The organism is Stenotrophomonas sp. SPM (assembly GCF_003105135.1).
In the GTDB taxonomy this organism is placed as follows: Bacteria; Pseudomonadota; Gammaproteobacteria; order Xanthomonadales; family Xanthomonadaceae; genus Stenotrophomonas.
In genome coordinates this window covers 12,756-38,815 of sequence record NZ_QETL01000013.1, presented here as the reverse complement: position 1 = coordinate 38,815, position 26,060 = coordinate 12,756, and the positions used below count along the sequence as shown (strand labels likewise).

Here is a 26,060-nt window from a genome sequence, read left to right as displayed (position 1 = left end):
AGGGCTCTGACCCCACACCGGGTCTCCATCCACGCATGGCGTGGATCTACCGGCCAATCCCGGTGGGGGCCGACCATGGGTCGGCACTTGCCTTCCCCGGGCTGCCACGACCAACGGTCGTGGCCTACATGAATGGGCCCGCCTGCGTGCGGGCCTTTTTCTTGCTGCGCTGCGGGTTGCACACCGCCCTGTAATTATGTCGTAATTATCCAACCACCAATCGGAAGCCGGTCGATGAACCCGAGCTGGGACACGTTGGAACGCAGCCGCCAGGCCCGCCTGGAACGGGCCGCGCCATGGGCCAGGGGCCGCGAGGTCGCCGCTGCGGATGTGGCCGAACTGCTGCATGCCCTGCTGGAGCCGGGCGACAAGGTCTGCCTGGAGGGCAACAACCAGAAGCAGGCCGATTTCCTCGCCCAGGCCCTGGCCGACCTGGACCCCGTCCGCGTGCACGACCTGCACATGGTGCAGTCGGTGCTGTCCCTGCCCTCGCACCTGGATGTGTTCGAGCGCGGCATCGCGTCGAAGCTGGACTTCTCGTTCTCCGGCCCGCAGTCGGTGCGGCTGGCCAACCTGGTGGCCGAAGGGCGCATCCAGATCGGTGCCATCCACACGTATCTGGAACTGTTCGGCCGCTACTTCATCGACCTCACCCCGCGCGTGGCGCTGGTCGCCGCGCAGGCCGCCGATCGCCACGGCAATCTCTATACCGGCCCGAACACCGAAGACACCCCGGTGATCGTCGAGGCCACCGCCTTCGGTGGCGGCATCGTCATCGCCCAGGTCAACGAAATCGTCGACACCCTCCCCCGCGTCGATATCCCCGCCGACTGGGTCAACTTCGTGGTGCAGGCACCGCGCCCGAACCACATCGAACCGCTGTTCACCCGCGACCCGGCGCAGATCTCCGAGATCCAGGTGCTGATGGCGATGATGGCCATCAAGGGCATCTACGCCGAGTACGGCGTGAACCGCCTCAACCATGGCATCGGCTTCGACACTGCGGCCATCGAGCTGCTGCTGCCGACCTACGCCGAATCGCTGGGACTGAAGGGCAAGATCTGCCAGCACTGGGCGCTGAACCCGCACCCGGCGCTTATTCCGGCGATCGAATCGGGCTTCGTCAAATCGGTGCATTCGTTCGGTTCGGAGCTGGGCATGGAGAGGTACATCGCCGCGCGAGGCGATGTGTTCTTCACCGGTGCAGACGGCTCGATGCGCTCCAACCGCGCGTTCTCGCAGACCGCCGGCCTGTATGCCTGCGACATGTTCATCGGCTCGACCCTGCAGATCGACCTGCAGGGCAACAGCTCCACCGCCACCCGCGACCGCATCGCCGGCTTCGGCGGCGCACCCAACATGGGCTCGGACGCACGCGGCCGCCGCCACGCCAGCGACGCCTGGATCAAGGCTGGCCAGCAGGCCGCGCGGCCGGGCGAAATGCCGCGCGGGCGCAAGCTGGTGGTGCAGATGGTGGAAACCTTCCGCGAGCACATGGCGCCCGCCTTCGTTGAACGCCTGGATGCCTGGGAACTGGCCGAGCGCGCGGACATGCCACTGCCGCCGGTGATGATCTACGGCGACGACGTCAGCCACGTGCTGACCGAGGAAGGCATCGCCAACCTGCTGCTGTGCCGCACGCCGGAGGAACGCGAACAGGCGATCCGTGGCGTCTCCGGCTACACCGCCGTCGGCCTCGGCCGCGACCGCGCGATGGTGGAAAACCTGCGCGACCGTGGCGTGATCCGTCGTCCTGAAGATCTCGGCATCTCGCCGCGCGACGCCAGCCGTGACCTGCTGGCCGCGCGTTCGGTGAAGGACCTGGTGCGCTGGTCCGGCGGCCTGTACGACCCGCCCAAGCGCTTCCGCAACTGGTAAGGGACTGAGCATGGAAACCCTCGACTATCGATTCGACGGCCGCACCCCCGTGCAGTTCCCGCGCGATGCGGTGCTGGTGGGCGTGCTCGCCTCGGGCAACCTGGAAATCCTGCTGGAGCCCGCCGCGCAGGACGGGGCGATGACGGTGCGCATCATCACCGCCACGCAGGGCTTCGGCACCATCTGGCAGGCGGTCATCGCCGATTTCGCCCAGCGCCATCCCCTGCGCGACGTGCGCGTCTCGATCAACGATGCCGGTGCGACGCCGGCCGTGGTCAGCCTGCGCCTGGACCAGGCCGTGGAAACCCTGCTGGCCGGAGGCACGCCATGAGCCACGTGCAACGCCACAGCTATTACGAAGCCGATGCACGCGAACGCATCGCCGGTCTGGTCGACGCCGGTTCGTTCCGCGAATTCCTCGGCCCCGCACGGCGGATGATGAGCCCGCACCTGGCCCAGCTCGACCAGCCGGCCGCCTTCGACGATGGCATCGTCGTCGGCGAAGCGACGCTGCAGGGCAAGCGCGTGTTGCTGGCCGCGCAGCAGGGTGAATTCATGGGCGGTGGCGTCGGCGAAGTGCACGGCGCCAAGCTGACCGGTCTGCTGCGCCGCGCGGCGGAAACGCAGCCCGATGGCGTGCTCCTGCTGCTCGATACCGGCGGCGTGCGCCTGCACGAAGCCAATGCCGGCCTGATCGCGATTTCCGAAATCATGCGCGCCACCCTGGGCGCACGCGCCGCCGGCGTACCGGTCGTGGCCCTGATCGGCAGCGGCAACGGCGCGTTCGGCGGCATGGGCATCGTCGCCCGCTGCTGTACCACCGTCATCATGTCCGAGGAAGGCCGGCTGTCGCTGTCAGGGCCGGAAGTGATAGAGACCGTGCGCGGCGTGGAAGAGTTCGATTCGCGCGACCGCGCACTGGTCTGGCGGGTGACCGGCGGCAAGCACCGCTATCTGATCGACCAGGCGCAGGTGCTGGTGCCCGACGCCATCGAAGCCATCGCCCGCGCCGCGGCCGATGCGTTGCAGGCCGACGCCGACAGCACAGATACCGACGCTGCCCTGGCCGCCCTGCAGGCCCGCCACGCCGCGTTGAAGGCGCGCGTGCAGGCCTGGGGCGACTGCCGCGATGGGCTGGAGATCTGGGCCCGTCAGGGCATCGCCGAACCCGAGCGCCTGCCGCTGCTGGACACCGACGCCTTCCTCGCCGCCACCGCCGACCGGAGCCTGCCATGAGCGCCCCGCTGCAGACCCTGCTCGACGCCCTGTTCCCGCGCGGCCACCGCATCGACATCCATGATTCGGTGCTGACCGGAACGGCCACCACCGAGGACGGCGAAGTGACGGTGATCGGCACCACCGACCGCATCGAGGTCGGCGTCGACCATGCGCTGGCGCTGGCCGAAACCGTGCTGGCCAGTACCGCCGCACACCCGCAGCGGCCACTCGTGATGCTGGCCGACACCGCCGGCCAGCGCCTGGCCCGTCGCGATGAACTGCTGGGCATCAACGGCTGTTTCGCCCACCTCGCGCAGACCCTCGATCTGGCCCGCCGTCGTGGCGCGCGCCTGGTTACCCTGGTCTACGGCGAATCGGTGAGCGGCGGCTTCCTGTCCTTTGGCCTGATGGCCGACCACATCCATGCCCTGCCCGATGCACAGGTGCGGGTGATGGACCTGCGCGCGATGGCGCGGGTGACCAAGCAACCGCTGGAAAAGCTGCAGGCGCTCAGCCAGAGCTCGCCGGTGTTCGCACCGGGCGTGGCCAACTACGTGTCGATGGGCGCGGTCGAATCGCTGTGGGATGGTGACCTCGCCCAGCACCTGCTGCAGGCGCTGCGCGCGCCCAGCGACGGCGACCTGCGTGCCACACGCGGTGCCGAACGTGGCGGCCGCGCACTGGCGGCCGATGTCTGCACTGCGGTGGCCCGCGGCGATGCCTGACCGGCCCGCCCGCCACACGCTGGTCTGGCTTTCGGCCAATGCCGACTGGCGGGCCGACGTGGCCGCGCAGGAACCGCGCCTGGCGGCGTGGTTCGCGCAGGGGCTGCCCGCGATGGTGGCGCGGCGTGCCGTGGATGATCCCGACCCGCGCCTGCGTCTGGGCGTGCCGCTGCCGCCGAGCGAGGGCAAGCAGCGCCTGGCCCTGCGCGTGCCGCTGCATGACGTGCTGCGCCAGCAGCCGCCGCCGATGCTGGAAGCCATCCTCACCACCGGCGTTGCCAACGACTGGCAGGCCGCGCTGCACGCACTGGCGCGCCTTGCGCCGGCCCGTGTTTTCGGTGCCTTCGCATGGCAGCACCTGAGTGGCCTGCCCTATGTGCATGCCGGATCGGACATCGACCTGCTGTGGCAGGTGGAGGCCACGGTACAGGCCGATGTACTGGTGGCGCGCCTGCAGAAGTGGGAGGCCGAGCACGGCCGTCGGGTGGACGGCGAACTGTGCCTGGCCGACGGCGGCGCGGTGAACTGGCGCGAATACGCCGGTGGCAGCCGCCAGGTACTGGTCAAGCGCCTGGAAGGTGCCGCGCTGGAAGCCCGCGAACGACTGTTCCTGGCCACTGGAGTGGCCGCATGAACCCCCTGGCCCACGCCACCCGCCCCGTCGCGCACCGCGTCGACAGCGCGCGCCTGGGCCGCCTGGCCATCGCCAGCCTGCATGCCGAACTGGCCTGCGCACCCAAGCCGGGCCTGGTCACTCCGTTCGATACCGGCAGCCATGACGACATGGATGCCGGTACGTTCCTGCGCAGCCTGTTCGCACTGCGCCACTACTTCACCGCGATTGCCGGCGCCGGTGCCGCTGATGCGCCGTTTGCCAACCTGCGCGCTCACGGCATCGCCGCCGAGCACGCGATGCTGCGCGCCACCGGCGGCATCAATACCCATCGCGGTGCCATCTTCAGCCTGGGCCTGCTGGTCGCCGCTGCCGCCCGCTGCCGCCGCCAGCAGAGCCACGCCGCGCCCGCCGCGCAGGTCTGCCTGGCCGTCCAGCACTGGGCCGATGCGTTGGCCGCTGCGCCGCTGGATGCGAACAGCCCCGGCCAGCGCGCGCGCGTGCGCCATGGCGTGCCGGGGGTGCGCGAACAGGCCGCCGCCGGTTACCCCGTGCTGCGCGAGCTGGCCGTACCGACCCTGCGCCATGCGTTGCACAACGGCTTGGCGCGTGATGCGGCGATGTGCCAGACCCTGATGCAGCTGGTCGCGCAGGTGGACGATCTCAACCTGCTGCACCGTGGCGGCGCAGAGGGCCTGGCCTGGGCGCAGCAGCAGGCGCGCCGCTTCATCGAGGCAGGCGGTGCCTTCGCACCCGGCTGGGAAACTCGCCTGCACGGCATCGGTGAGGGCTTCGTCGCGCGCCGCCTGAGCCCCGGTGGCAGCGCTGACCTGCTGGCCTGCAGCTGGTTCCTGCTGCAGCAGGAGGGCGCATGAGCCTGGCCCTGCTCTGCCCCGGACAGGGTGCGCAGCACGCGGCGATGTTCGACCGTGTGCGCGAGCTTCGCGCGGCCCGCGACGTGCTGGCGTCGGCCAGCGCCGTGCTCGGCCGTGATGTGTTCGCGGCCGCCGCCGACGGAGCACGCTTCGACAACGCACTGGCGCAGCCCTTGCTAAGTGCCGCAACGCTGGCGCACTGGCACGGCCTGCGCGAGGCGCTGCCGGCACCGCTGCTGGTGGCCGGCTACAGCATCGGTGAACTGGCCGCGCATGCAGTTGCCGGCAGTTTTGATGCAAGCACCTGCCTGGCCCTGGCCGCGCAGCGCGCGCGGTTGATGGATGGCGCCAGCCCTGCCGATGCAGGCATGCAGGCCGTGCTGGGGCTGGAGCGCCAGACGCTGCAGCCGCTGTGTGCCGCGCATGGCGCGCATGTGGCCATCGCCAACGGCCGCGATCACTTCATCGTCGGCGGCACGCAGGCCTCCCTGCAGGCACTGGCCGATGCCGCGCGCGCGCAGGGTGCGGAGATCCGCCCGCTGCCGGTGCATGTCCCCGCGCATACGCCGCTGCTGCACGCTGCCGTCCCACCGTTCGCCGCCGCACTCGACGGCTCGCCGCTGCAGGCCCCACGCCTGCCGCTGCTGGCCGGCATCGATGCGCGCCCGGTGCGTGACCGCGCAGCGGCGGTGCACACGCTGTCAGCGCAGCTGGCACAGACCATTGAATGGGCGCAGGTGATGCGCCAGGCCTTCGAGCGCGGCGCGCGGGTATTCCTGCAGCTTGGTCCGGGCAATGCATTGGCGCGCATGGTCGCGCCGTCCTACCCGTGCTGCGAGGTGCGCGCGGTGGAAGAGTTCCAGAGCCTGGACGGCGCGGCGGCATGGGTCCGCAGCGCGCTGGATCGGCTGCAGTAACGGGTTCGAGCAGTACGTATCACGCATCACGTTGTACGACGCCTTACCCCGGGATGGCGGGTCTCCATCCGAGCTGTACCCGAGTCACGTGTCTGGGAGGGCGCATGAGTCCACAAATCGCAACGATCATCGGTCTGGTGATCATGTTCATCGTCGCCACCGCGATGCCCATCAACATGGGTGCGGTGGCCTTCGCCCTCGCCTTCATCATCGGCGGGATCTTCGTCGACATGGGTGGCAAGGACGTGCTCGCCGGCTTCCCCGGTGACCTGTTCCTGACCCTGGTCGGCATCACCTACCTGTTCGCCATCGCGCAGAAAAACGGCACCATCGACCTGCTGGTGCACTGGGCGGTGAAAGCGGTACGCGGCCACATCGTGGCCATTCCGTGGGTGATGTTCGTCATCACCGCCGTGCTGACCGCCTTCGGCGCGCTGGGCCCGGCCGCGGTGGCCATCATCGGCCCGGTCGCGCTGCGCTTCGCCAAGCAGTACAACATCAACCCGCTGATGATGGGCCTGCTGGTGATCCATGGTGCGCAGGCCGGTGGCTTCTCGCCGATCAGCGTGTACGGCAGCATCACCAACGGCGTGGTGCAGAAGGCCGGCCTGGAAGTGACCGAGATGGCGGTGTTCCTGACCAGCCTCGGCTTCAACTCCATGATGGCGATCATCTGCTTCCTGGCCTTCGGCGGCATCGCGCTGATGCGTCGCGGTTCGATCACCGCCGCCGGTGGCGTCGGCAACGCCGAGCTCGCCATGGCCGGTGGCCCGCAGGCGTCGTCGCGGCAGTTCGCCATCGAAGGCCACGGCGCGCTGGTCGCCGCCGGTGGTGGCACGCTGTCCAATGACCCCGCCGCGCTGGATGCGGTGGGCTTCACCCGCGAGCGTCTGTTCACCCTGATCGGCCTGCTCGGCTTGGGCGTGGCCGCGCTGATCTACAACCTCAACGTCGGCCTGGTCTCGATCACCGTCGCGGTGGCGCTGGCCCTGCTCTCGCCGCAGAGCCAGAAGGGTGCGGTCGATGGCATCAGCTGGTCGACCGTGCTGCTGATCTGCGGCGTGGTGACCTATATCGGCGTGCTTGAACATGCCGGCGCGGTGGACTTCATCGGCCATGGTGTTTCCAGCATCGGCATCCCGCTGCTGGGCGCCCTGCTGGTCTGCTATGTCGGCGGCATCGTGTCCGCATTCGCCTCCTCGGCGGCCGTGCTGGGCGCGACCATTCCGCTGGCGGTGCCGTTCCTGATGCAGGGCCACCTGGGTGCGGCCGGCGTGATCTGCGCGCTGGCCGTGTCGTCCACCATCGTCGACGTCAGCCCGTTCTCGACCAACGGCGCGCTGGTGGTGGCTTCGGCCGCGAAGGAAGAGCGCGAGACGCTGTTCCGCCGCTTCCTGGTGTACAGCGGCCTGGTGGTGGCGTTTGGCCCGCTGCTGGCCTGGCTGGTGTTCGTGGTACCGGGCTGGATGTAAGTGCGAGGGGCGCCGGAAGAATCCGGCGCCCTTTTAGTTGGGGCGGCGGACTTCCCGCACCGCGTTACAGGTTCCACGCAGGGAGGCAGTACACTTTCCACCATGGCCATTGCTCCCGCCCCGCGTTCGCCGAAGAAGCGCGCACCTCTGTACGAAGAGGTGGCCGAGCATGTGCGCGAGCGCATCTACGATTACCGGCTGCCGCCGGGCGAATGGATCGACGAACCCGCGCTGTGCGAGGAACTCGGCATCAGCCGTACGCCGCTGCGCGAGGCGTTGAAGCTGCTGGCCGCCGAAGGGCTGGTGCAGATCGATGCCGGCCGCGGTGCGCGGGTCACCCGACTTACCCTGGAAGACCTCAACCAGCTGTTCCCGGTGATGGCGATGCTGGAAGGCCGCTGCGCGCATGAGGCGGTCAAGCACATCGACGACGCCGGCGTGCAGCAGCTGGAAGACCTGCATGCGGCGATGGAAGCGGCGGCCGCCAACGGCAACATCGCCGAGTACTACCGCAACAACTACCTCATCCACGAGACCGTGCAGCACTACGCCGGCAACCCGTGGCTGATCCGCATCACCCACGACCTGCACCGCATCCTGAAGATGCACCGTGGCCGCCAGCTGCTGGCACCGGGCCGCACGGCGCAGTCGCTGGCCGAACACCGCGAGCTGATGGACTGCTTCCGCCGCCGTGACGCGCAGGCGGCAGAGCGCACCATGGAACGCCACCTGCTGAGCCAGGGCCAGGCGCTGGCCGCGTACGTGGCCGATGGCGGGTTGTTGAACGTGCCCGCGCCGCTGCCGACCGAAGGCGGCGGCTGAGCGGGCTGTTGCCCGCCACGACAAACCACGGCTGACCGCTGTTCTGTAGAGTCGAGCCATGCTCGACTGCTTTTTCGGGGCAGTCGAGCATGGCTCGACTCTACACAATGCCTGCGCCTCAATCGCCGCAGCTGCCACCATCGCCGCCACCACTGTCGCTGCTGCAGTCCGATCCGCCATGGCTGTGGCTGCCGTGGCTGTCACCGGCATACCCACCCGAGGAATCGTAGCTGCCCGCGAAGCTGCCATCACTGCGGCTGACCGAGCCATCGGCGGTGGCGATCGCCATGCACAGGATCGCGCCGACCAGCGGCAGCAGCCAGACCAGCAGCAGCTGCACCATCCGTCCTCCCACCGACACGTCGTCGCGCCGCACCACCACATAAGTGGCGACCAGGTTCAGGCCCAGCACCAGGGCGATGAGGACCAGGGTCACCACCAGCATGGCGTGCCTCCGCAGCAGCGAACCGGCGCGGTCATGGCGCCACCATCAATGACTGGATCTGCGCGCGCTCTTCCAGCGGCCGCTGGAAACCCGTCGGATAGACCGGTGCGTGGCGCTCGCCCTTGAGCAGGAACAGGCTTTCGCTGCCCAGCGTGGCCTCGCGGATATGGCCCAAGGTGTAATGCCACATCGTCCACAGCGGCACCCGCATCGCCGCCGGCACCTTGCCCTCCCGCGGCCGCAGCACTTCCTCCACCTGCAACACCAGGCGGATCTCGTTGTCCAAGCCTGGCCCGGTACGCGATCCGGGATCGGTCAGCGGCCGTCCCCTGCCATCGACCATCTCCACGTCGACCACCTTGGCGCGGACGATCTGGTCGGCGTCCGCCACCATTTCCGCCAGCGGCTTCGGCGCCACCGAGGTGGCCAGGGCCGGCGCGACGGCGCCCAGGCACAGCAGCCCGGCCAGCAGGATCGCGGGGGTCTTCATGGCGGTTCTCCTTCCGTGGATACCCCCTGACGATAGCACCGCCGCCCCGGTTCGCCCTGCCTGTCATGAAGATGGGACAATGTAGGGCGCGCCGGCCCGGCCCCCCGGGTCCCGCCGGCCCCCTTGCACCACACGGAAGAAGAAGAACAACAACATGCTGAAAGTCATTTTCGATACCGACCCGGGCGTCGACGACGCGCTGGCCCTGCTGTACCTGCACAAGCACGCCCAGATCGACCTGGTCGGCGTCACCACCACCTTCGGCAACGCGTCGGTGGATTCGACCACCCGCAACGCGCTGTACCTGAAGCAGGCCTGGGGCTTTGCCGCCCCGGTCGCGCGCGGCGCCGCCGGCCCGCTGCAGCCCGAAGCCACCCCGGAAGCGTGGCCGGTGCACATCCATGGCCACAACGGCCTGGGCAACCACCCGGTGCCGGCTGCGCTGGACGTGGCCGCCGATGGGCGCCCGGCCCACCAGCTGATCATCGACCTGGTCCGCGCCCACCCGGGCGAAGTGACCCTGGTCGCGGTCGGCCGCATGACCAACCTGGCCCTGGCCCTGCAGCAGGCTCCGGACATCGCCGGCCTGGTGCGCGGCGTGGTCCTGATGGGCGGCGCCTTCCACGTCAACGGCAACATCACCCCGGCCGCCGAGGCCAACATCTGGGGCGACGCCGAAGCGGCTGACATCGTGTTCACCGCGCAGTGGCCGGTCACCGCCATCGGCCTGGACGTCACCACCCGCGTGGAGATGGACCGTGACGGCCTGGACAAGCTGGCTGCCATCGGCGGTGCCGATGCCGAGCTGGTGCGTGCGCTGTCGCAGGACTACGTGGACTTCTACCTGCAGGCCGGGCACAAGGGCATGGTCGTGCACGACTGCTGCGCCTGCATCGCCCTGACCCGCCCGGAGCTGTTCCAGTTCGAGCGCGCCAGCGTGCGCGTGGCCACCGACGGCGTTGCCCGCGGCATGACCATCCCCAAGCCGGAAGGCCTGGCCTTCGGCCCCAGCGTGTGGGATGGCCACGTGCTGCAGTCGATCGCCATCGGCGTGGATGCGCCGGCCGTGCTGGCCGACATCGAGCAGACCCTGGCGGTCTGATCGCCTAGCGCTTGCCCCTGCCCGGGGTCGTCTCGGGCAGGGTCCACAGCACCGGCAGCACCAGCACCGCCACCAGCGCGATCATCGCGCCCGGCGCCGCCGCCCAGCCGCTGCGTTCCACCCACCACTGCGCCAGCCACGGTGTCGCACCGCCGAACACCGCCGTGGCCATGGTCACCCCCAGTGCCAGCCCGCTCACCCGGCCCTCGCCCGGGAACTGCTCGGCCGTGGCTGGTGCCGCGACCGCGCTGATGCCGCCCGCCACGCAGGCCAGCACCACCGCCGCCAGCGCGATGCCCAGCGGCGCGGCCTCGGCCATCCAGCCGAACATCGACAGCGGCAGCAACGCCGCCAGCACGGTCAGGCCCAGCAGCAGCGGTCGCCGCCCGAAGCGATCGGACAGCAGTCCGCACAGCGGCGTGATGGCGATAACCGCCACTGCCGCGACTGTCGACAGCCACAGCGCATCGCCTTCATCGTGCCCCTGCGCATGCAGGAAGGCCGGCACATAGGTGATGCCCACGTAGTAGGTGATCGAACCGAGTGCGGAGATCGCGAAGGTGCGCGCCACCGCGCCGGGATGGTTGCGCAGCACATGGCGCAGCGGCGTCGCCGGAATGCTGCCCTCGCGACGCTGGCGCTCGAACTCGGGCGATTCGTGCATGCCCGAGCGCGCTATGAGAATCACCAGCGCGAGCGCGGCACCGACGAAGAACGGGATGCGCCAGCCCCAGCCATCGAGCTGTGCGGGCGTGAGCATCGCCACGGTCACCGCAGAGATCGCCACCGCCAGCAGTGCGCCCACTTCGCTGGCCGCCGAGGCCAGCGAAGTGACCAGGCCGCGGCGGCGGGCCGGTGCGCTTTCCAGCAGGTAGGCAACCACGCCGGTGTATTCGCCGCCCACCGAAAAGGCCATCACGCAGCGCAGGACCAGCAGCAGCACGCCGGCCGTAGTGCCCGCCGTCGCTGCAGTCGGCAGCAGGGCAGTGGCCAGCATCGCCGCCGCCATCAGCGCCATCGAGGCCAGCAGCATCCAGCGTCGGCCGAGGCGATCACCGAGGTGGCCGAAGCACAGTGCGCCGAGCGGCCGCATCAGGTAGGAGACGGCGAAGCCCGCGAGCGTGACCAGCATTGCCTGCTCGCCGCCACCGAAGAACACCCGCGACAACACGGTGGCGAAATACAGGTACAGGGTGAAGTCGTACCACTCCACCACGGTGGACAGGCCCGCGACCCACATCGAGCGCTGCCGCGCCGCCGTCATTTCATTCATGGCCGGAGGGTGTCACGCGCGGGGTGACGACGCGGTGCATCTGCAGGCAGGAGGCGGGGTCAGAGCCCTTTACCGGTGGCAAAGGGATCCGACCCCATCAGAGTTCGGGGTGCGCGGCGCAGGGTGAACAGGGTGATTTCCGAAGGCACGCTGATGCGCGCGGGGAAACCGGCCCACAGGCCGGCGCCGTTGCTCACGTACAGGGTCATGCCATCCACCTCGTAGCGGCCGGAGACAAAACCACCGTTGGCCCGCTTCACCAGCTGGTCCATACCGACGATCTGCCCGCCATGGGTATGGCCGGACAGCTGCAGCTTCACCCCGCGCGCGGCCGCATCGGCGGCATTGCGCGGGCGATGGTCGAGCAGGATCACCGGTGCGGCCGGATCGGCACCGGCCAGCGCCGCCTGCAGGTCGGGCAGCGGCAGGCCGTAGCGCGCCGCCATCGGGTCGGTGACGCCGGCAATGGTCAGCGCGGCATCGCCACGCCGCACCTGGGTGTGGCTGTTTTCCAGCACCTGCATGTGCAGCGCGCGGAAGGCCTGCATCCAGTCGCTGTACTGTGCGTAGTACTCGTGGTTGCCAGTGATGGCGATCACCCCGTCCGGCGCCTGCAGGTCGCCCAGCGGACGGAAATCATCGCGGCGTGCATCCACCGTGCCATCGATCAGGTCACCGGTGATCACGATCAGGTCCGGCTTCAGCGCATTGCTTTCGGCCACCACCTGGCGCACCCAGTCGCCGGTCAGAAGGCGGCTGGCGTGGATGTCAGTGAGCTGCAGCATGCGGTAGCCGTCGAAGGCGGCCGGCAGGTCCTTGATGGCGACCTCGACCTGACGCGGCTTCGGCACCGCCATGCCCTGGCTGACGCCGTAGGCACTGAGCAGCAATGCGACACCTGCGGCCAGCGGACGCAGCAACGGCGTACGCAGAGCCGAGACTGCACCCGGCAGGCGCAGCGCGCGCGCTGCCAGCAGGCCGGCATCGAACAGCAGCATCGCCAGCGCCAACAGCAGCACGGCGGTGGAGCCGGTAGCCAGCACGGCGATGGCCATCTTCGGGATTTCCGGCGAGGCCATCGTGCCCCAGAAGGTGGCGACGATGCGCAGCTGCACGGCCAGGCCCACCAGCAGCAGCGACAACAGGGCCTTGGCCCACACCGGCAGGCGCAGCGGCCAGAACAGGCGCCAGGCCACGTACAGGCCCATCAACAAACCAATCGTACTCAGCACTGCGGCATTCCAGAACGTAGGGCCCGCCATGGTGACGGGCGGAGATTGCAATGGGTAGAGCCGAGCCCATGCTCGGCTCCTTCAACCGTAGAGCCGAGCCCATGCTCGGCCGCTTCAACTGTAGAGCCGAGCGTGGGCTCGGCTCTACACGAGGCGGCGGCGCGTTACGGCTGCGCCAGCCTTTGCACGCGCAGACGCGCGATGCGGCGCTTCTCCATCGCCAGCACGGTGATGCGCACATCGGCTACATCCACCGCATCGCCTTCATCCGGCAGGCGCCCCAGCTGGTCCAGCACCAGGCCGGAAATGGTCATGTAGTCGCTGCTGCGCGGCAGCGACACGCCCGCCAGACGCTGCAGGTCGTCCAGGGTCAGCGCGCCGTCGGCTTCCCACTGGCCCTCGCCCTGCGCCACCACGCCGTAGCGCTCGTCCTGGGTATCGGCCAGGTCGCCGGCGATCGCCGCCAGCAGGTCGTTGGCGGTCACCAGGCCTTCCACGCTGCCGTACTCGTCCACGGCCACCGCCAGCGGCACCGGGTGCTGGCGGATCAGTTCCAATGCCTGCAATGCGCTGGCGCTGGACAGCACGTACTGCGGCTCGCGCAGGTTGCCCTCCAGCTGCAGAGGCCTGCCCTGCAGCAGGTCGGCCAGCAGGTCGCGGCTCTGCACCACGCCGCGCAGGCAGTCCAGGTCGCCCTCGCCCACAAGCAGGCGCGTATGCGGCGACGCCACCAGGCGCGCCACCACGTCGTCCTGGCCACGCGCCAAGTCGATCCACTGCACGTCGGCACGCACCGTCATCACGCTCGACACCGGTCGGTCGGCCAGGCCCAGCACGCTGCGGATCATCTCGTGCTCGGCCGGCTGCAGGCGCTCCTCCGCATCACCGTGCTCCTCTTCGCCGGCGTCATCGTGGCCGTTGGCCGGGCGTGCACCCAGCATGCGCAGCACTGCATCGGCGGTGCGCTGGCGGAACGGCTGGCGGCGCTCGTTGCGCTCGCGGTTGAAACGCACCCACTGGTTGAAGGCTTCCACCAGGATCGAGAAGGCGATGGCCGCGTACAGATAGCCCTTCGGAATCTTGTAGCCCAGGCCTTCGGCCACCAGGCTGAAGCCGATCATCAGCAGGAAGCCCAGGCACAGCACGACCACGGTCGGATGCTTGGTGACGAAGCGGGTCAGCGGCTTGCTGGCCAGCAGCATCAGCACCATGGCGATGGTCACCGCGGCGTACATCACGCCCAGGTTGTCGACCATGCCGACAGCGGTGATCACCGAGTCCAGCGAGAACACCGCGTCGAGCACCACGATCTGCGCCACCACCATCGCGAAGCTGGCATACACCTTCTTGCCGTTGTCCTCGTGCTGGCGGCCTTCCAGGCGCTCGTGCAGTTCCATGGTGCCCTTGAACAGCAGGAACAGGCCACCGCCCAGCAGGATCAGGTCGCGCCCGGAGAAGCTGTGATCGAACAGCGTCAGCAGCGGCTCGGTCAGTTTCATGATCCAGGCCAGCGCGGCCAGCAGCACCAGGCGCATCAGCAGGGCCAGGCTGAGGCCGATCACCCGCGCGCGGTCACGCTGGTGCGGTGGCAGCTTGTCGGCCAGGATCGCGATGAACACCAGGTTGTCGATGCCAAGCACGATCTCAAGCACGATCAGGGTCGCAAGGCCCATCCAGATCGAGGGGTCAGCCAACCATTCCATTTCGGTTCCGTTTCTTCATGAGGTAAGGGAGAGAGGGGTGTTTCAGTCGTCGTCCTGCGCCTGCAGCGGGTCATGCCCGAGCAGGTCGCCCGGCGTGCACTGCAGCTCGCGGCAGATCGCATCCAGCGTCGAGAAGCGGATGGCGCGTGCCTTGCCGGTCTTGAGGATGGACAGGTTGGCCAGGGTGATGTCGATGCGCCCGGCAAGCTCGGACAGGGTCATGCCCCGTTCCTGCAGCATGCGGTCGAGCGTGATGACGATCGCCATCAGATGACACCATCGAGGTCATCACGCATGGCCGCACCGGCGGCGAACACGCGTGCCAGCACGAACAGCATCAGCACGGCGATCAGGCCGGTGATGGACATGCCGCCGCCGACTTCCATCCACGCGAAGTCCGGGCCCATCCAGGATGCGTACACGCCGATGATGATCGACAGCACTTCCATCGCCAGCATCAGCCACGCCATGCGCTGCAGGCGCTGCGCGTTGGCATGGGTGAACGGGCGCGCACCGGCGGCCGAGCGCAGCAGGCGCGCCAGGTGCCGCAGGAACACCAGGCACAGCACCAGCAGGGCCACGATGCTGCCCAGGCCGAGGCAGAAATGCAGGAACAGATCGCTGCCGTGGACGGCCGCGGCGTGCGCGTCGTGCACGCTGTCCAGCAGCCAGCGCCGGTCGTAGGCCACCAGGGGAACGGCCAGCAGCGCGGCCAGGATGCCCAGCCAGCACATTGCCCGAACGGCCTGCACGGCGGTCTGGGCCAGGGTGAACAAGCCTCGCGCGGATTCGGCGCGGGCGGGACGAGCGGTCAAGCAACCTCCGGCGTGGGGCAGCCTCGCCGCCCGGGATGGATTTATCGATAAACGATATACCACATCCGGACGCAGTGGATGAATCGCACGCGTGGGCCGGGGCCCGGCCTTAGCGCGGAGGCGTCGCCTCGCCCGGCGGCGTGGACGCCTGTTCGAGCATGGCTTCACCCGGGCTGGCCGACGCCATCGCCTGCACGCCAGCTTCGGCGGCCTGGCGGGTGACCAGGCGGAAACGCACGCGCAGCCTGGTTTCGCCCGGCGTGGCCCAGCCGTACTGGATGGCCACCTGGTCGGCCGGCAGCGGCCCGCGGCCGGGCAGCGAACGCACCTGCAGCGGTTTCGGCGCCGCCTGCATCAACCGCGCGAAACCCTTCTGCACCACCGCCGGTTCGGCCTTCTCCGCGTACACACTGCAGGTGCCGTCGTCGGCCCAGCTCACCGCATAACGCCCGCTGGCCAGCGGCACCAGCCACGCCACGCCAGGCTGGCCCTGCAACAGGGTGGCCGCCTCGGCTGGTTGCAGCGGGGTCAGCCCATTGGCCTCCATCAGTGCCTGCAGCCGCGCCGGGGCGCCGATATGCTGCATGCACGCGGTGTCGAACAGTTCGCTGAAGGAATCCTGCGCGACGGCCGGCTTCGGCGCGCGCGACGGCTGCGCCACGGCCAGCACGGGCAGCAGCAGGCCAGCCATCAGCCAGGGCGCAGCACGCATCACAGCTCCAACGGATCGATATCAGCGGTGAGGATGGCAAAGGCAGGGGCTGCTGCGCAACGGGCGCGCCCGCTTGACACGGCCCCATGCACGCCGGATCATCAATTAACTAATTAGTTAATTAACGACCCATGGACCGCATCTTCGAAGCCCTCGCCTCCGGTGCCCGCCGGCAGATCCTGGCCTACCTCAGCGCTGGCGAACTGAGCGCGGGCGAGCTGGCCGAGCGCTTCGACTTCAGCAAGCCGGCACTGTCCAGCCACCTGCGCATCCTCGAAGAGGCCGGCCTGATCGAGCGCGAGAAGCGCGGCCAGTTCGTGTACTTCCGCCAGGTGCCCGAGCGCCTGGCCAACACGCTGTTCTCCTGGGCCGCCGAAGTCTGTCCGGTCGGTGGTCCGCTCAAGCGCGAAGCCCGCGCACGCCGCAAGTCCCCTGCCCGCTGACAAGGAGCACGACGATGCCTGGTTCGACCCGCAACAGCCGTTCGTTTCCAGGTGTCCAGCTGCCCGCACAGGACGGCACCGGCCCGATTGAGGTCACCCTCATCGCCCAGCTCGGCATCGGCGCCGGCGACGCGCTGGTGAAGGATGCCGGGGAGCGCCAGCGCCACCATCCGGCCTTCATCGATGCGCTGGATGAACCCTCCGCGCGGCTGGGCGGGATGCACCTGCAGCACGGCGATGCGTCCTCGCTGTACAGCTTCGTGGTCACCGGCGGCGGCCATCCGTTCCATCGCCATGCCGGCCCACGCATGTTCACCGCCATCGCCGGCAGCGCCGGTGCGGAGCTGCGCTTCGCCACCGCCGCCGATGCGCAGCTGGCCACCGACCCGGCCGCCTTCCTGCGCAGCCTGCGGCGCATCCGCATCCCGCCGGACTGCCTGTTCACCGTGCGCTTCGGCGGCGGCACCTGGCACCAGTTCGCCTCCAACCATGCCGCCCACCCTGCCCTGTTCGCGCTGTCGTGCCACAGCAATGAACTGGCCGGGACCATGAGCGAGAGCACCCGCGCGCAGGTGCAGGCCAACAGTGCCGACATTCCCAGCCTGACCGACGTGCTGCCGGAGCCGCATTGGCCGAGTGCGGCCATGCTGGCCACCGCGCCCCTGCTGCAGCTGTCACTGCAGGCCGCGCCGCCCAGCCTGTGCGCGCGGCTGTGTGCGCAGACCCGTTCACTGCTGGGCCCGCTGCGGCGGATCAACCTGCGGCCGTTGCGCGGGTTCGTCGAACGCAGCACGCCGCATTACCCGGTGCACAGCGGTGGTCCCGACGCGCAGGGCCTGTTGGCCGGTACGCTGCCCTCCAGCCAGTACCAGGACCTGACCGTGCTTACCCTGCGCAGCGGGCAGTGCACGCAGCGCTCGGCGTCCGCGCTGCTGGCCGAGGTGCTGGACGGTTTCCTGCGCAATCCGCCGGGCGGCGTCGGCCGTTTGATGGCGCTGCGCAATCGTCTGGTCGCACCGTTGCGCCTGCGGACCTCACCGCTGGGCTGCCCGGTATCGTCGCTGCTGTCCACCGACCGCAGCCGCCTGTTCGCCGCCCGTTTCCCGGTTCTGGACGCGCGCGTCGACGGGCAGGACCGCAGTGCCGAAGTGCTGCTCGGTGCAGACGACCGCCACCTGCGCTTCCGCAGCAGCGTGCGCGTGCAGCTAGGTGACGACGGCAGCGTGCAGGTCAGCCTGGGCTCGCGCGTGCAGACCCACAACCGCTTCGGCCGCCTGTACATGGCGATGATCGATGCCGTGCACCGCCACTACATCGCTCCCGCGCTGCTGCGGCGGGCGGTTGAACATGCACTGGCGCCGGAGCTGGCCGACTGGGTGGATGAGGGCGCGTTCGAAGTGATCTGAGCCGCCGGGCATGGCCCGGCGCTACCGCAGGCATTCAGACCGTCAGTTCGCCGTGGTCCTCGCCATCCCAGTACTGGATGCGCTGTGCGTGCACGTGGATCAGCACCAGTCCCGGCGTATCCACGCCCTGCTCGAACCAGCGTTCCAGCTCTTCAACCCAGTGCTGGGCCAGCACACCGCGTTCGCGGATGATCGCAGCCCGGCCCGTGACATGCACGAACAGCGGCGGCTTGCCCAGCAGTGACTTGCTGCCGGTGAAACCGAGTGCAACCGCTGGGTTGGCTTCGATCTGCTGCACCATGCCGGTGCTCTCCAGGGTGAAGAACCAGCTGTCCCCGTCGTAGTCCACGTCGCCGTTGTTGCTCATCGGCCGGCCGTCGATCTCGCCGGCTGCGTGGGTCTGCAGCATCGCGAAATCGATGCCGGCCATCTTCTTCGCCAGTTCGGGCAGGGTGAGCGTGGTCATGGTCGGTTCTCCGTGGGCGTGCGCCCAGCCTCCGCTCGCGCAGGTAAGGCGGGCGTGCAGGTCCGTCGCGGCGGATTTCACGCGTGCGCCGCGCCGGGATCAGATCCAGCCCTGGTCGACCAGTTCGCGCTTCAGGTAGGCGTAGAACACCGGGGCGGCCACCAGCCCGGCCAGGCCGAATGCCGCTTCCATCACCAGCATCGCCAGCAGCAGCTCCCAGGCCCGCGCCTGGATCTCGCCGCCGACGATGCGCGCGTTGAGGAAGTACTCCAGCTTGTGGATGACGATCAGGTACAGCAGCGCCGCCACCGCCACGTAGAACGACACCGACAGCGCCACGATGGTGATGATGGTGTTGGAGATGATGTTGCCCACCACCGGCAGCAGGCCGGCGAGGAAGGTGATCAGCACCAGCGTCTTCGACAGCGGCAGGTGCACGCCGAACAGCGGCAGCACGCCCAGCAGGAACACCGCGGTGAACACCGTATTGAGCAGCGAGATCTTCACCTGGGCGAACACCACCTGGCGGAAGGCCACGGCCAGGCGCGTGGTGCGCCCGATCAGCTCCTGCGCCAGCGGCCCCATCTTCGGCAGCGGCAGCTCGTCGTACAGGGCGATCATCGCGCCCAGCACCATGCCGATCAGCACGCGCACGCCCACCTGCACCACCGACGTACCGGCCACGCCCAGCTGCCGCTGGTGCTCGGCGGCCCATTCGTTCACCGCCTCGCGCAGTCGCGTCAGGTCTTCGGGAATGTACGGCTGCAGCAGTGCGGGCACCTGGTGCCGCGAGGTATTGAGGATGTCCATCAGCCGCGCCAGCAGCACGTCGGGGCCACCGGTCTCGTTGCGGAAGAACGAGGCCACGCCGATACCGGCCAGCACCAGCGCACCGATGATCACCGCCGACAGCACGATGACCGCGAACGCGCGCGCCCGTCCCGGCGGCAGCTTGCCTTCCACGGTGTCGGCCAGCACGTGGGTCAGCTGGAACACCAGCAGGCCCGACAGCAGCGTGACCACCAGGCCCAGCTTCAGGGCCAGCCACATGCCCAGCAGCATCAACAGCCAGGCGGCGATGCGCGCGGCAGGTGGCCTGGGCGGGACAAGGATCACGTCGGTCATGGCAGCACATCCACTGGGGTGGCCCATGGTAGTGGATTGCCATGGCGGTTCCGGGGCAGTGCGCGGCGTTCCGTTCAGCCCTCTGGCGGCCGCGCCCACGCCAGCGCACACTGGCACCCCACCTGCCCGCATGGATGCCCGATGCCCCGCCTGCTGCCCGCCGCCCTGCTGTTGATGCTGTGCCCTCTGCCGACGCTGGCCGCGGGCAGCGCTGCCGACACGACGCCGCTACCGCCGCAGGTCAAGGCCGATGCCGAAGCCATCGCCGCCTCGCTGCTGGAAGTACAGCGCACCGATGCCGAGCTGTCCTGCCGCAAGGCCGTCGAGAACGCGCGCTACGGGCTGGAAACCATGCTGGAAGTCGGCGCGAAGAACGTGGCCGGCGGCTACATGGATGCCGCGAAGTTCGAGGCCATGGCCACGCCGATGCGCGGTCTGCTGCCGCAGATCACCGATGCCGACTGCGAAGGCGCGACGGACGCCAAACGCGACTTCTACCAGTGCATGTCCAGCGACTACAACCACGTGCTGGCCTGCGCCAAGGCCCACCTGAAGTAACACCGCGCCCTGCCCGGCGCCTGCCGCTCAGCCGGCGGCAGGCGCGGCCGTCGAGCCCCGCAGCATCAGGCTGAAATCCAGCGTCTGCTGCAGCGGCACATCGACGCGTTCGATGATCGCCAGCAGCAGGTTGACCGCACGCGCACCGATTTCCCGCATCGGCTGGCGGATGGTGGTCAGCGGCGGCGTCAGGAAGCTGGACGAGGCGAGATCATCGAAACCGACGATGGACAGCTGGTCGGGCACGCGGATGCCCAGGTCGCGGCAGGCAGCCAGCGCACCCAGCGCCATCTGGTCGCTGAAGCAGAACACCGCGGTCGGCGCGCGCGGAAGCGCGAGCAGCGCCTTCGCCGCCGCATGGCCGGATTCCAGCGAGAAATCACCGGGTACGACGCTCAGGCTGCGCAGCCGGCCACGCGCGTTGCCGGCACTGCGCACGCCCTCCAGGCGCTGCTGGTGCAGCGGATTGTCCGGCGGCCCGCCCACAACGGCGATGCGCTCATGGCCGAGTGCATACAGGTGCTCCATCACCGCGCGCGCGGCGGCGGCGTTGTCGATGTGCACGCTGGGAATGCCCAGCGCGGGATCGAACTCGCAGCCGTTGACCACCGGCGCGGCGGCGCCCAGCGCCTGCACGATCTCGCGCGCGGTCGGCGGCAGCCGGTGCCCCAGCACGATCAGGCCATCGGCTTCGTTGCGCCGGAGCATCTGCGCGTAGCGTTCCTCGCGGTCGGGCTGGTGCTGGGTATCGCCCAGCAGCACGGCGTAGCCGACGGCCTGCGCTGCCTCTTCGGCGCCCTGCAGGATCTGCGCGAAGAACGGGTTGGCGATGTCCGGCACGGTCACCAGGATCTTGCCGCTGCGCTGGGTCTTCAGCGTGCGGGCCACCGTGTTGGGCACATAACCCAGCGTGGCGGCCGCCTGTTCGATGCGCGCACGGGTGGCCGGCAGCACTTTTTCCGGCCGCGACAGCGCCCGCGACACCGTGCCCGCGGAGACGCCTACGTGCTTTGCGATGTCGTAGATGGTTGCCATGGTCCTAGCTCCTGTTGCCGCTGTGCACTGCACAACGGGTCTGTGGAAAGCCCATGCTAGGGTAATGCAATCGATTGCATCGAGGGCGAATCAACGTGAGGACGCTCAAGGGTCCGGCGCTTTTCCTGGCGCAGTTCATCGGCGACAAGGCTCCTTTTGATCGGCTGGACACGCTGGCCGGATGGGCCGCGGGGCTGGGCTATTCTGGCGTACAAGTGCCCACTACTGCGCCTCACCTGTTCGACCTGGCCGAGGCGGCGCGCAGCCAGACCTACTGCGACGACGTGGCCGGGATGCTTGCCGGGCACGGCGTGCAGATCACCGAATTGTCGACCCACCTGCAGGGGCAGTTGGTCGCCGTCCACCCCGCCTATGACAGCCTGTTTGACGGATTCGCCCCGGCAGACACGCGCGGCGATCCTGCCGCCCGCCAGGCCTGGGCCGTGGATCAGCTGATGCTGGCCGCCAAGGCCAGCCAGCGCCTGGGGCTGACCGCACACGCCACCTTCTCCGGCGCACTGGCCTGGCCCTACATGTACCCTTGGCCGCAGCGCCCGCCCGGTCTTGTGGAAGAAGCCTTCGCCGAACTGGGCCGCCGCTGGCGCCCGATCCTCGATGCGTTCGACGACTGCGGCGTCGACCTGTGCTTCGAGATACACCCGGGTGAAGACCTGCACGACGGCGCGACCTTCGAGCGCTTCCTCGAGGTGGTCGACCATCATCCGCGCGCGAAGATCCTCTACGACCCCAGCCACCTGCTGCTGCAGCAGATGGACTACCTCGGCTTCATCGACCGCTACCACGCGCGCATCGGCATCTTCCACGTCAAGGATGCGGAGTACCACGCCAGCGCCCGCAGCGGCGTCTATGGCGGCTACCAGGACTGGATCGATCGGCCAGGCCGGTTCCGGTCGCTCGGCGATGGACAGGTCGACTTCAAGGGCATCTTCTCGAAGTTCGCGCAGTATGACTTCCCCGGCTGGGCGGTCCTGGAATGGGAGTGCTGCCTGAAGCACCCCGAGGACGGCGCACGGGAGGGCGCCGCCTTCATCCGCGAGCACATCATCCGGGTCACCGGGCGCGCCTTCGACGACTTCGCTGACAGTGGCAGCGACGCCGCATCACTGCACCGCATGCTGGGAATCTGAGCTGACACCGCCCCGGGAGGGCAAACCATGACGCACGCCATGTCGCGCTTGGGCGCGATGATGTTTCTGCAGTTCTTCATCTGGGGGGCGTGGTTCGTCACCCTTGGCACCTACCTGGTGCAGGGCCCGCTGCAGGCCAGCGCCAGCCAGGTGGCCACCGCCTTCCTCAGCCAGTCCATCGGCGCGATCGTCGCTCCCTTCCTGGTCGGCCTGATCGCGGACCGCTACTTCGCCGCGCAGCGCATCTTGGCGGTACTGCACCTGGCCGGCGCGGTGCTGATGTGGCTGGCCTCCACCGCGACCAGCTTCAGCATGTTTTCCGCCTGCGTGATGGGCTACATGCTGCTGTTCATGCCGACGCTGGCGCTGGCCAACAGCGTGGCGATGCGGCACATGCAGTCGCCCGAGAAACAGTTCCCGCTGGTGCGGGTGGCCGGCAGCATCGGCTGGATCATCGCCGGCGTGCTGATCGGCTGGCTGGGCTGGGAACAGGCGCACCGTCTTGAACTCACCTTCCGGATGGCGGCGGTGGCCTCGCTGCTGTCGGGCCTGTATGCCTTCACCCTGCCGCACACGCCGCCACTGGCGAAGCAGCGCGACGCCGGGCTCGGGCAGATCCTCGGCCTGGATTCGCTGCGCCTGCTGAAGTCACGCGCCTACCTGGTGTTCTTCCTGGCCTCCATCGCCATCTGCATCCCGCTGTCGTTCTACTACAACTTCACCAACCCGTACCTCAACGACCTGGGCGTGCGCGGCGCGGCCGGCCTGCAGTCGCTGGGCCAGGTGTCCGAAGTGCTGCTGATGCTGGCCATGCCGTTCCTGTTCGTGCGGCTGGGGGTGAAGACCATGCTGGCGGTGGGCATGGCCGCCTGGGTGGTGCGCTATGCGCTGTTTGCCTTCGGTGATGCCGGCGGCGGCTTCTCGCTGCTGGTGATCGGCATCGTCCTGCACGGCATCTGCTACGACTTCTTCTTCGTCACCGGGCAGATCTACACCGATGCACATGCGGGACCTGAAGCACGCAGCAGCGCGCAGGGCTTCATCACCCTGGCCACCTACGGCGTGGGCATGCTGATCGGCACCTTCCTGTCCGGCGCGGTGGTGGAGCACTACACCACGGCCGCAGGGCCGGACTGGCAGCAGATCTGGCTGTTCCCGGCCGGCGTTGCATTGGTCGTGCTCATCGCCTTCCTGCTGCTGTTCCGCGATCGCCCCGCCGCTGCTGCCGCAGCCACTTCCCGCTGAGAACAACGCCGATGCCTAAGCTGGGAATCGCCATTATCGGCACGGGGATGATCGCCGCGGTGCACCGCCGCGCCGCCCTGCTCGCCGGTGCCGAAGTGCGCGGCGTGGCGGCGTCTTCTTCGCAGCGCGCGAATGAGGTGGCGCAGGCATGGAGTGTGCCGCGCGCTTACCGCGATATTGACGAGGTCGTCGCCGATCCGCAGGTCCAGGTGGTGCATGTGTGCACGCCCAACCACCTGCACCGGCCGATGGCGCAGGCCGCACTGGAAGCCGGCAAGCACGTGATCTGCGAGAAGCCGCTGGCCACGACCCTCGACGATGCACAAGCGCTGGCATCGTTGGCCGCATCCAGCGGCCTGGTCGCCACGGTGCCCTTCGTCTACCGCTACCACCCGGTGGTCCGCGAGGCCCGCGCACGCATCGCGGCCGGCGACCTCGGGCCCCTGCACCTCATCCACGGCAGCTACCTGCAGGATTGGCTGCTGGACCCGGCCAGCAACAACTGGCGCGTCGATCCGGTACTGGGCGGCACCTCGCGCGTGTTCGCCGACATCGGCTCGCACTGGTGCGACCTGGTGGAATGGGTGAGCGGCGAGCGCTTCACCGAAGTCAGCGCGGCCTTCGCCACGGTGATCGCCGAGCGCAGCGCCGAAGGCGCACAGAGTTTCAGCACACCCGCGGCAGGTGGCGCGACGCAGGCAGTGTCCAGCGAGGACGTGGCCATGGCGATGTTCCGCACCGGCGCCGGCACATTGGCATCGCTGACCGTCAGCCAGGTCTCGGCGGGGCGGCACAACCGCCTCTGGTTCGAGATCGATGGCACCAAGGCCAGCGTGGCGTTCAACCAGGAAGATCCCGAGCGGCTGTGGATCGGCCGGCCCGACCAGCGCGAAGAAACCTTCGTGCGCGGCCCCGGCGCCGGCAGTGCCGAACAGCGTCGTCTGTCGACATTGCCGCCCGGCCATGCGCAGGGCTACGCGCAATGCTTCGAGGCCTTCGTCGCCGACACCTATCGCGCCATCGACGGTGAAACGCCGCAGGGCCTGCCTACCTTCGAAGACGGCCTGCGCTCGGCGCGGATCGTCGACCGCGTCATCGCATCGGCCAGGTCGCACGCCTGGGCCACCCTCGAATGAACCCCTGGAGGATGTACGGATGAAGGCTCCAACACGCAGCATCGCCACCGCCGCACTGCTGCTGCTCGCCACCCTGCCCGTCTTCGCTGCGGAAACCGGCGGCGCTGGAAAGCCCATTGCGGTGCAGATGTACACGCTGCGCAACGCCGGCACGCTCGACCAGCAGCTGAAGATCGTCCACGACGCGGGCGTGCATGCGGTGGAAACCGTCGGCACGCAGGACGTCAGCGCGGCAGAGCTGAAGCAGCTGCTCGACAAGTACGGCATCAAGGCGATTTCCTCGCACACCGCACTGGCCGACCTGCGCAATGACCTCGACAAGGTCGTGGCCTTCAACCGTGCCATCGGCAACACCACGCTGGTGGTGCCCTACCTGGACAGCAAGGATCGGCCGAAAGATGCCGCCGGCTGGGCCGCGCTGGGCAAGGAACTGGGCGGCATTTCCGAACGGGTGCGCGCCAAGGGCATGCGCCTGGCCTACCACAACCATGACTTCGAGCTGGTCGACTTCGATGGGCGCACCGGCCTGGAGCTGCTGTTCGAAGCCGCCGGCCCGAACCTGCAGACCGAGCTGGACCTGGCCTGGGTGGCCCGCTCCGGCCACGACCCGGTGGTGATGCTGGGCAAGTTCCGCGGCCGCCTGTTCGCGGTGCATGCCAAGGACAACGCGCCCAAGGGCCAGGCCGAAGATGCAGGCGGATTCGCCGCCGTCGGCCAGGGCGTGCTCGACTGGGACGCGATCCTGCCGGCTGCCGCCAGTGCGGGCGTGACGTGGTACATCGTCGAGCACGACCAGCCGCGTGACCCGGCCAAGGTGATCCAGACCGGCGCCGACTACCTGCGTGAACACCTGACCGTCAGCCTGCCCGCCCGCGCTTCGCGCTAGCCCGCCAAGGAGCTTCGTTTGAAAACTGTCCTGACCCTGGCCCTGACCCTGTGCGCGGCGACCCATGCGCTGCCGGCGTGGTCCAAGGAAGATCCTGCTGCAGGCGCCAAGCTGTACGCGACGAACTGCGTGGCCTGCCACGGTGCCGATCGCGCGGGCATGCCCGGCGCATTCCCCGCGCTCACCGACATCGGCAAGCGCCTGCCGCCGGCACAGATCAAGGAAAAGATCAGCAAGGGCGGCGGGCTGATGCCGCCCTTCTCCCAGCTGTCCGCGCAGGAGATCGATGACCTCGCCAGCTACTTGGCGAAGTAGGCGCT

29 protein-coding genes are annotated in these 26,060 nt (G+C 68.9%); 18 read left to right on the top strand and 11 right to left on the bottom strand.

The features are described 5' to 3' along the window. The first annotated feature begins 234 nt into the window (after positions 1-234). The 9 genes from mdcA (at position 235) to DCO49_RS05300 (ending at position 8,520) form a co-directional block, all read left to right on the top strand. A complete protein-coding gene (gene mdcA, locus DCO49_RS05340) occupies positions 235-1,878 on the top strand; it encodes a malonate decarboxylase subunit alpha (protein ID WP_116863135.1) in 1,644 nt (547 codons plus the stop codon). Between the two features lie 10 nt (positions 1,879-1,888). After that, on the top strand, positions 1,889-2,209 hold the full coding sequence (gene mdcC, locus DCO49_RS05335; protein WP_116863134.1) for a malonate decarboxylase acyl carrier protein: 321 nt from the start codon (positions 1,889-1,891) through the stop codon (positions 2,207-2,209). Continuing rightward, positions 2,206-3,114, top strand: coding sequence for a biotin-independent malonate decarboxylase subunit beta (locus DCO49_RS05330; RefSeq protein ID WP_116863133.1), 909 nt, complete (start codon positions 2,206-2,208; stop codon positions 3,112-3,114). Before mdcC ends, DCO49_RS05330 begins: the two co-directional genes overlap by 4 nt. Continuing rightward, entirely contained in the window at positions 3,111-3,821 is a 711-nt protein-coding gene (gene mdcE / locus DCO49_RS05325) for a biotin-independent malonate decarboxylase subunit gamma (RefSeq protein ID WP_116863132.1), read from the top strand. Before DCO49_RS05330 ends, mdcE begins: the two co-directional genes overlap by 4 nt. Beyond that, complete coding sequence (mdcG, locus tag DCO49_RS05320) at positions 3,814-4,455, top strand: malonate decarboxylase holo-[acyl-carrier-protein] synthase (RefSeq protein ID WP_116863131.1); 642 nt, start codon at positions 3,814-3,816, stop codon at positions 4,453-4,455. Before mdcE ends, mdcG begins: the two co-directional genes overlap by 8 nt. Continuing rightward, a complete protein-coding gene (gene mdcB / locus DCO49_RS05315) occupies positions 4,452-5,309 on the top strand; it encodes a triphosphoribosyl-dephospho-CoA synthase MdcB (protein ID WP_116863130.1) in 858 nt (285 codons plus the stop codon). The genes mdcG and mdcB overlap by 4 nt, the downstream gene beginning before the upstream one ends. Next, on the top strand, positions 5,306-6,226 hold the full coding sequence (mdcH, locus tag DCO49_RS05310; RefSeq protein ID WP_116863129.1) for a malonate decarboxylase subunit epsilon: 921 nt from the start codon (positions 5,306-5,308) through the stop codon (positions 6,224-6,226). Before mdcB ends, mdcH begins: the two co-directional genes overlap by 4 nt. Positions 6,227-6,330: 104 nt before the next feature. Further along, the gene (locus tag DCO49_RS05305; RefSeq protein ID WP_116863128.1) at positions 6,331-7,698 is read left to right on the top strand and encodes an SLC13 family permease; all 1,368 of its coding nucleotides are present in this window, start codon (positions 6,331-6,333) and stop codon (positions 7,696-7,698) included. Positions 7,699-7,800: 102 nt separating this feature from the next. Beyond that, positions 7,801-8,520 carry a GntR family transcriptional regulator gene (locus tag DCO49_RS05300; RefSeq protein WP_108768136.1) on the top strand — a complete coding sequence of 240 codons (720 nt, stop codon included), beginning with the start codon at positions 7,801-7,803 and terminating at the stop codon, positions 8,518-8,520. A 118-nt stretch (positions 8,521-8,638) separates the two neighbouring features. Here the strand turns inward: DCO49_RS05300 and DCO49_RS05295 are convergent, their stop codons facing one another. After that, positions 8,639-8,965: a hypothetical protein gene (locus DCO49_RS05295; protein ID WP_116863127.1), complete on the bottom strand. Its 327-nt coding sequence runs from the start codon at positions 8,963-8,965 to the stop codon at positions 8,639-8,641. Positions 8,966-8,996: 31 nt separating this feature from the next. Continuing rightward, positions 8,997-9,455, bottom strand: coding sequence for a hypothetical protein (locus DCO49_RS05290; RefSeq protein ID WP_116863126.1), 459 nt, complete (start codon positions 9,453-9,455; stop codon positions 8,997-8,999). Between the two features lie 154 nt (positions 9,456-9,609). Here DCO49_RS05290 and DCO49_RS05285 point away from each other — a divergent pair, with 154 nt between their 5' ends. Continuing rightward, a complete protein-coding gene (locus DCO49_RS05285; protein WP_116863125.1) occupies positions 9,610-10,557 on the top strand; it encodes a nucleoside hydrolase in 948 nt (315 codons plus the stop codon). A 4-nt stretch (positions 10,558-10,561) separates the two neighbouring features. On the opposite strand, the gene DCO49_RS05280 is transcribed toward DCO49_RS05285, so the two are convergent. The 6 genes from DCO49_RS05280 to DCO49_RS05255 all read right to left on the bottom strand — a co-directional run bounded on the left by DCO49_RS05280 (position 10,562) and on the right by DCO49_RS05255 (position 16,292). Beyond that, positions 10,562-11,821: an MFS transporter gene (locus DCO49_RS05280; protein ID WP_108768132.1), complete on the bottom strand. Its 1,260-nt coding sequence runs from the start codon at positions 11,819-11,821 to the stop codon at positions 10,562-10,564. Between the two features lie 68 nt (positions 11,822-11,889). Next, positions 11,890-13,092, bottom strand: a complete 1,203-nt coding sequence (locus tag DCO49_RS05275) for a metallophosphoesterase (protein WP_116863124.1) — start codon at positions 13,090-13,092, stop codon at positions 11,890-11,892. 134 nt (positions 13,093-13,226) lie between these two features. After that, a complete protein-coding gene (locus tag DCO49_RS05270; RefSeq protein WP_116863123.1) occupies positions 13,227-14,765 on the bottom strand; it encodes a TerC family protein in 1,539 nt (512 codons plus the stop codon). Positions 14,766-14,807: 42 nt separating this feature from the next. Beyond that, on the bottom strand, positions 14,808-15,032 hold the full coding sequence (locus DCO49_RS05265) for a helix-turn-helix transcriptional regulator (protein ID WP_108764376.1): 225 nt from the start codon (positions 15,030-15,032) through the stop codon (positions 14,808-14,810). Then, the gene (locus DCO49_RS05260) at positions 15,032-15,499 is read right to left on the bottom strand and encodes a DUF2975 domain-containing protein (RefSeq protein WP_116863148.1); all 468 of its coding nucleotides are present in this window, start codon (positions 15,497-15,499) and stop codon (positions 15,032-15,034) included. Before DCO49_RS05260 ends, DCO49_RS05265 begins: the two co-directional genes overlap by 1 nt. Before the next feature lie 190 nt (positions 15,500-15,689). Next, positions 15,690-16,292, bottom strand: a complete 603-nt coding sequence (locus tag DCO49_RS05255; protein ID WP_116863122.1) for a hypothetical protein — start codon at positions 16,290-16,292, stop codon at positions 15,690-15,692. 131 nt (positions 16,293-16,423) lie between these two features. Here DCO49_RS05255 and DCO49_RS05250 point away from each other — a divergent pair, with 131 nt between their 5' ends. After that, entirely contained in the window at positions 16,424-16,735 is a 312-nt protein-coding gene (locus DCO49_RS05250) for a metalloregulator ArsR/SmtB family transcription factor (protein WP_079221004.1), read from the top strand. Between the two features lie 14 nt (positions 16,736-16,749). After that, entirely contained in the window at positions 16,750-18,141 is a 1,392-nt protein-coding gene (locus DCO49_RS05245) for a DUF2867 domain-containing protein (protein ID WP_116863121.1), read from the top strand. Positions 18,142-18,175: 34 nt separating this feature from the next. Here DCO49_RS05245 and DCO49_RS05240 read toward each other — a convergent pair whose 3' ends face one another. Together DCO49_RS05240 and DCO49_RS05235 are read right to left on the bottom strand one after the other, a co-directional pair. After that, on the bottom strand, positions 18,176-18,607 hold the full coding sequence (locus tag DCO49_RS05240; protein ID WP_116863120.1) for a pyridoxamine 5'-phosphate oxidase family protein: 432 nt from the start codon (positions 18,605-18,607) through the stop codon (positions 18,176-18,178). Between the two features lie 99 nt (positions 18,608-18,706). Next, positions 18,707-19,732 carry an AI-2E family transporter gene (locus tag DCO49_RS05235; protein ID WP_116863119.1) on the bottom strand — a complete coding sequence of 342 codons (1,026 nt, stop codon included), beginning with the start codon at positions 19,730-19,732 and terminating at the stop codon, positions 18,707-18,709. Between the two features lie 141 nt (positions 19,733-19,873). On the opposite strand from DCO49_RS05235, the gene DCO49_RS05230 reads away from it, so the two are divergent. Continuing rightward, a complete protein-coding gene (locus tag DCO49_RS05230) occupies positions 19,874-20,290 on the top strand; it encodes a hypothetical protein (protein WP_116863118.1) in 417 nt (138 codons plus the stop codon). Positions 20,291-20,317: 27 nt separating this feature from the next. Here the strand turns inward: DCO49_RS05230 and DCO49_RS05225 are convergent, their stop codons facing one another. Beyond that, on the bottom strand, positions 20,318-21,325 hold the full coding sequence (locus DCO49_RS05225) for a LacI family DNA-binding transcriptional regulator (RefSeq protein ID WP_116863117.1): 1,008 nt from the start codon (positions 21,323-21,325) through the stop codon (positions 20,318-20,320). Positions 21,326-21,420: 95 nt separating this feature from the next. Between DCO49_RS05225 and DCO49_RS05220 the strand changes: the two genes are divergently transcribed. The 5 genes from DCO49_RS05220 to DCO49_RS05200 are packed head-to-tail and all read left to right on the top strand — an operon-like array spanning position 21,421 to position 26,055. Next, positions 21,421-22,473 carry a sugar phosphate isomerase/epimerase family protein gene (locus DCO49_RS05220; protein ID WP_116863116.1) on the top strand — a complete coding sequence of 351 codons (1,053 nt, stop codon included), beginning with the start codon at positions 21,421-21,423 and terminating at the stop codon, positions 22,471-22,473. 27 nt (positions 22,474-22,500) lie between these two features. Further along, positions 22,501-23,718: a nucleoside permease gene (locus tag DCO49_RS05215; protein ID WP_116863115.1), complete on the top strand. Its 1,218-nt coding sequence runs from the start codon at positions 22,501-22,503 to the stop codon at positions 23,716-23,718. A gap of 11 nt (positions 23,719-23,729) precedes the next feature. After that, positions 23,730-24,854 (top strand): Gfo/Idh/MocA family oxidoreductase, encoded by a 1,125-nt coding sequence (locus DCO49_RS05210; protein WP_116863114.1) that lies wholly within the window; start codon positions 23,730-23,732, stop codon positions 24,852-24,854. A 19-nt stretch (positions 24,855-24,873) separates the two neighbouring features. Continuing rightward, complete coding sequence (locus DCO49_RS05205) at positions 24,874-25,740, top strand: sugar phosphate isomerase/epimerase (RefSeq protein ID WP_116863113.1); 867 nt, start codon at positions 24,874-24,876, stop codon at positions 25,738-25,740. Between the two features lie 18 nt (positions 25,741-25,758). Further along, positions 25,759-26,055, top strand: a complete 297-nt coding sequence (locus DCO49_RS05200; RefSeq protein WP_165835681.1) for a cytochrome c — start codon at positions 25,759-25,761, stop codon at positions 26,053-26,055. The last annotated feature ends 5 nt before the right edge of the window (positions 26,056-26,060 follow it).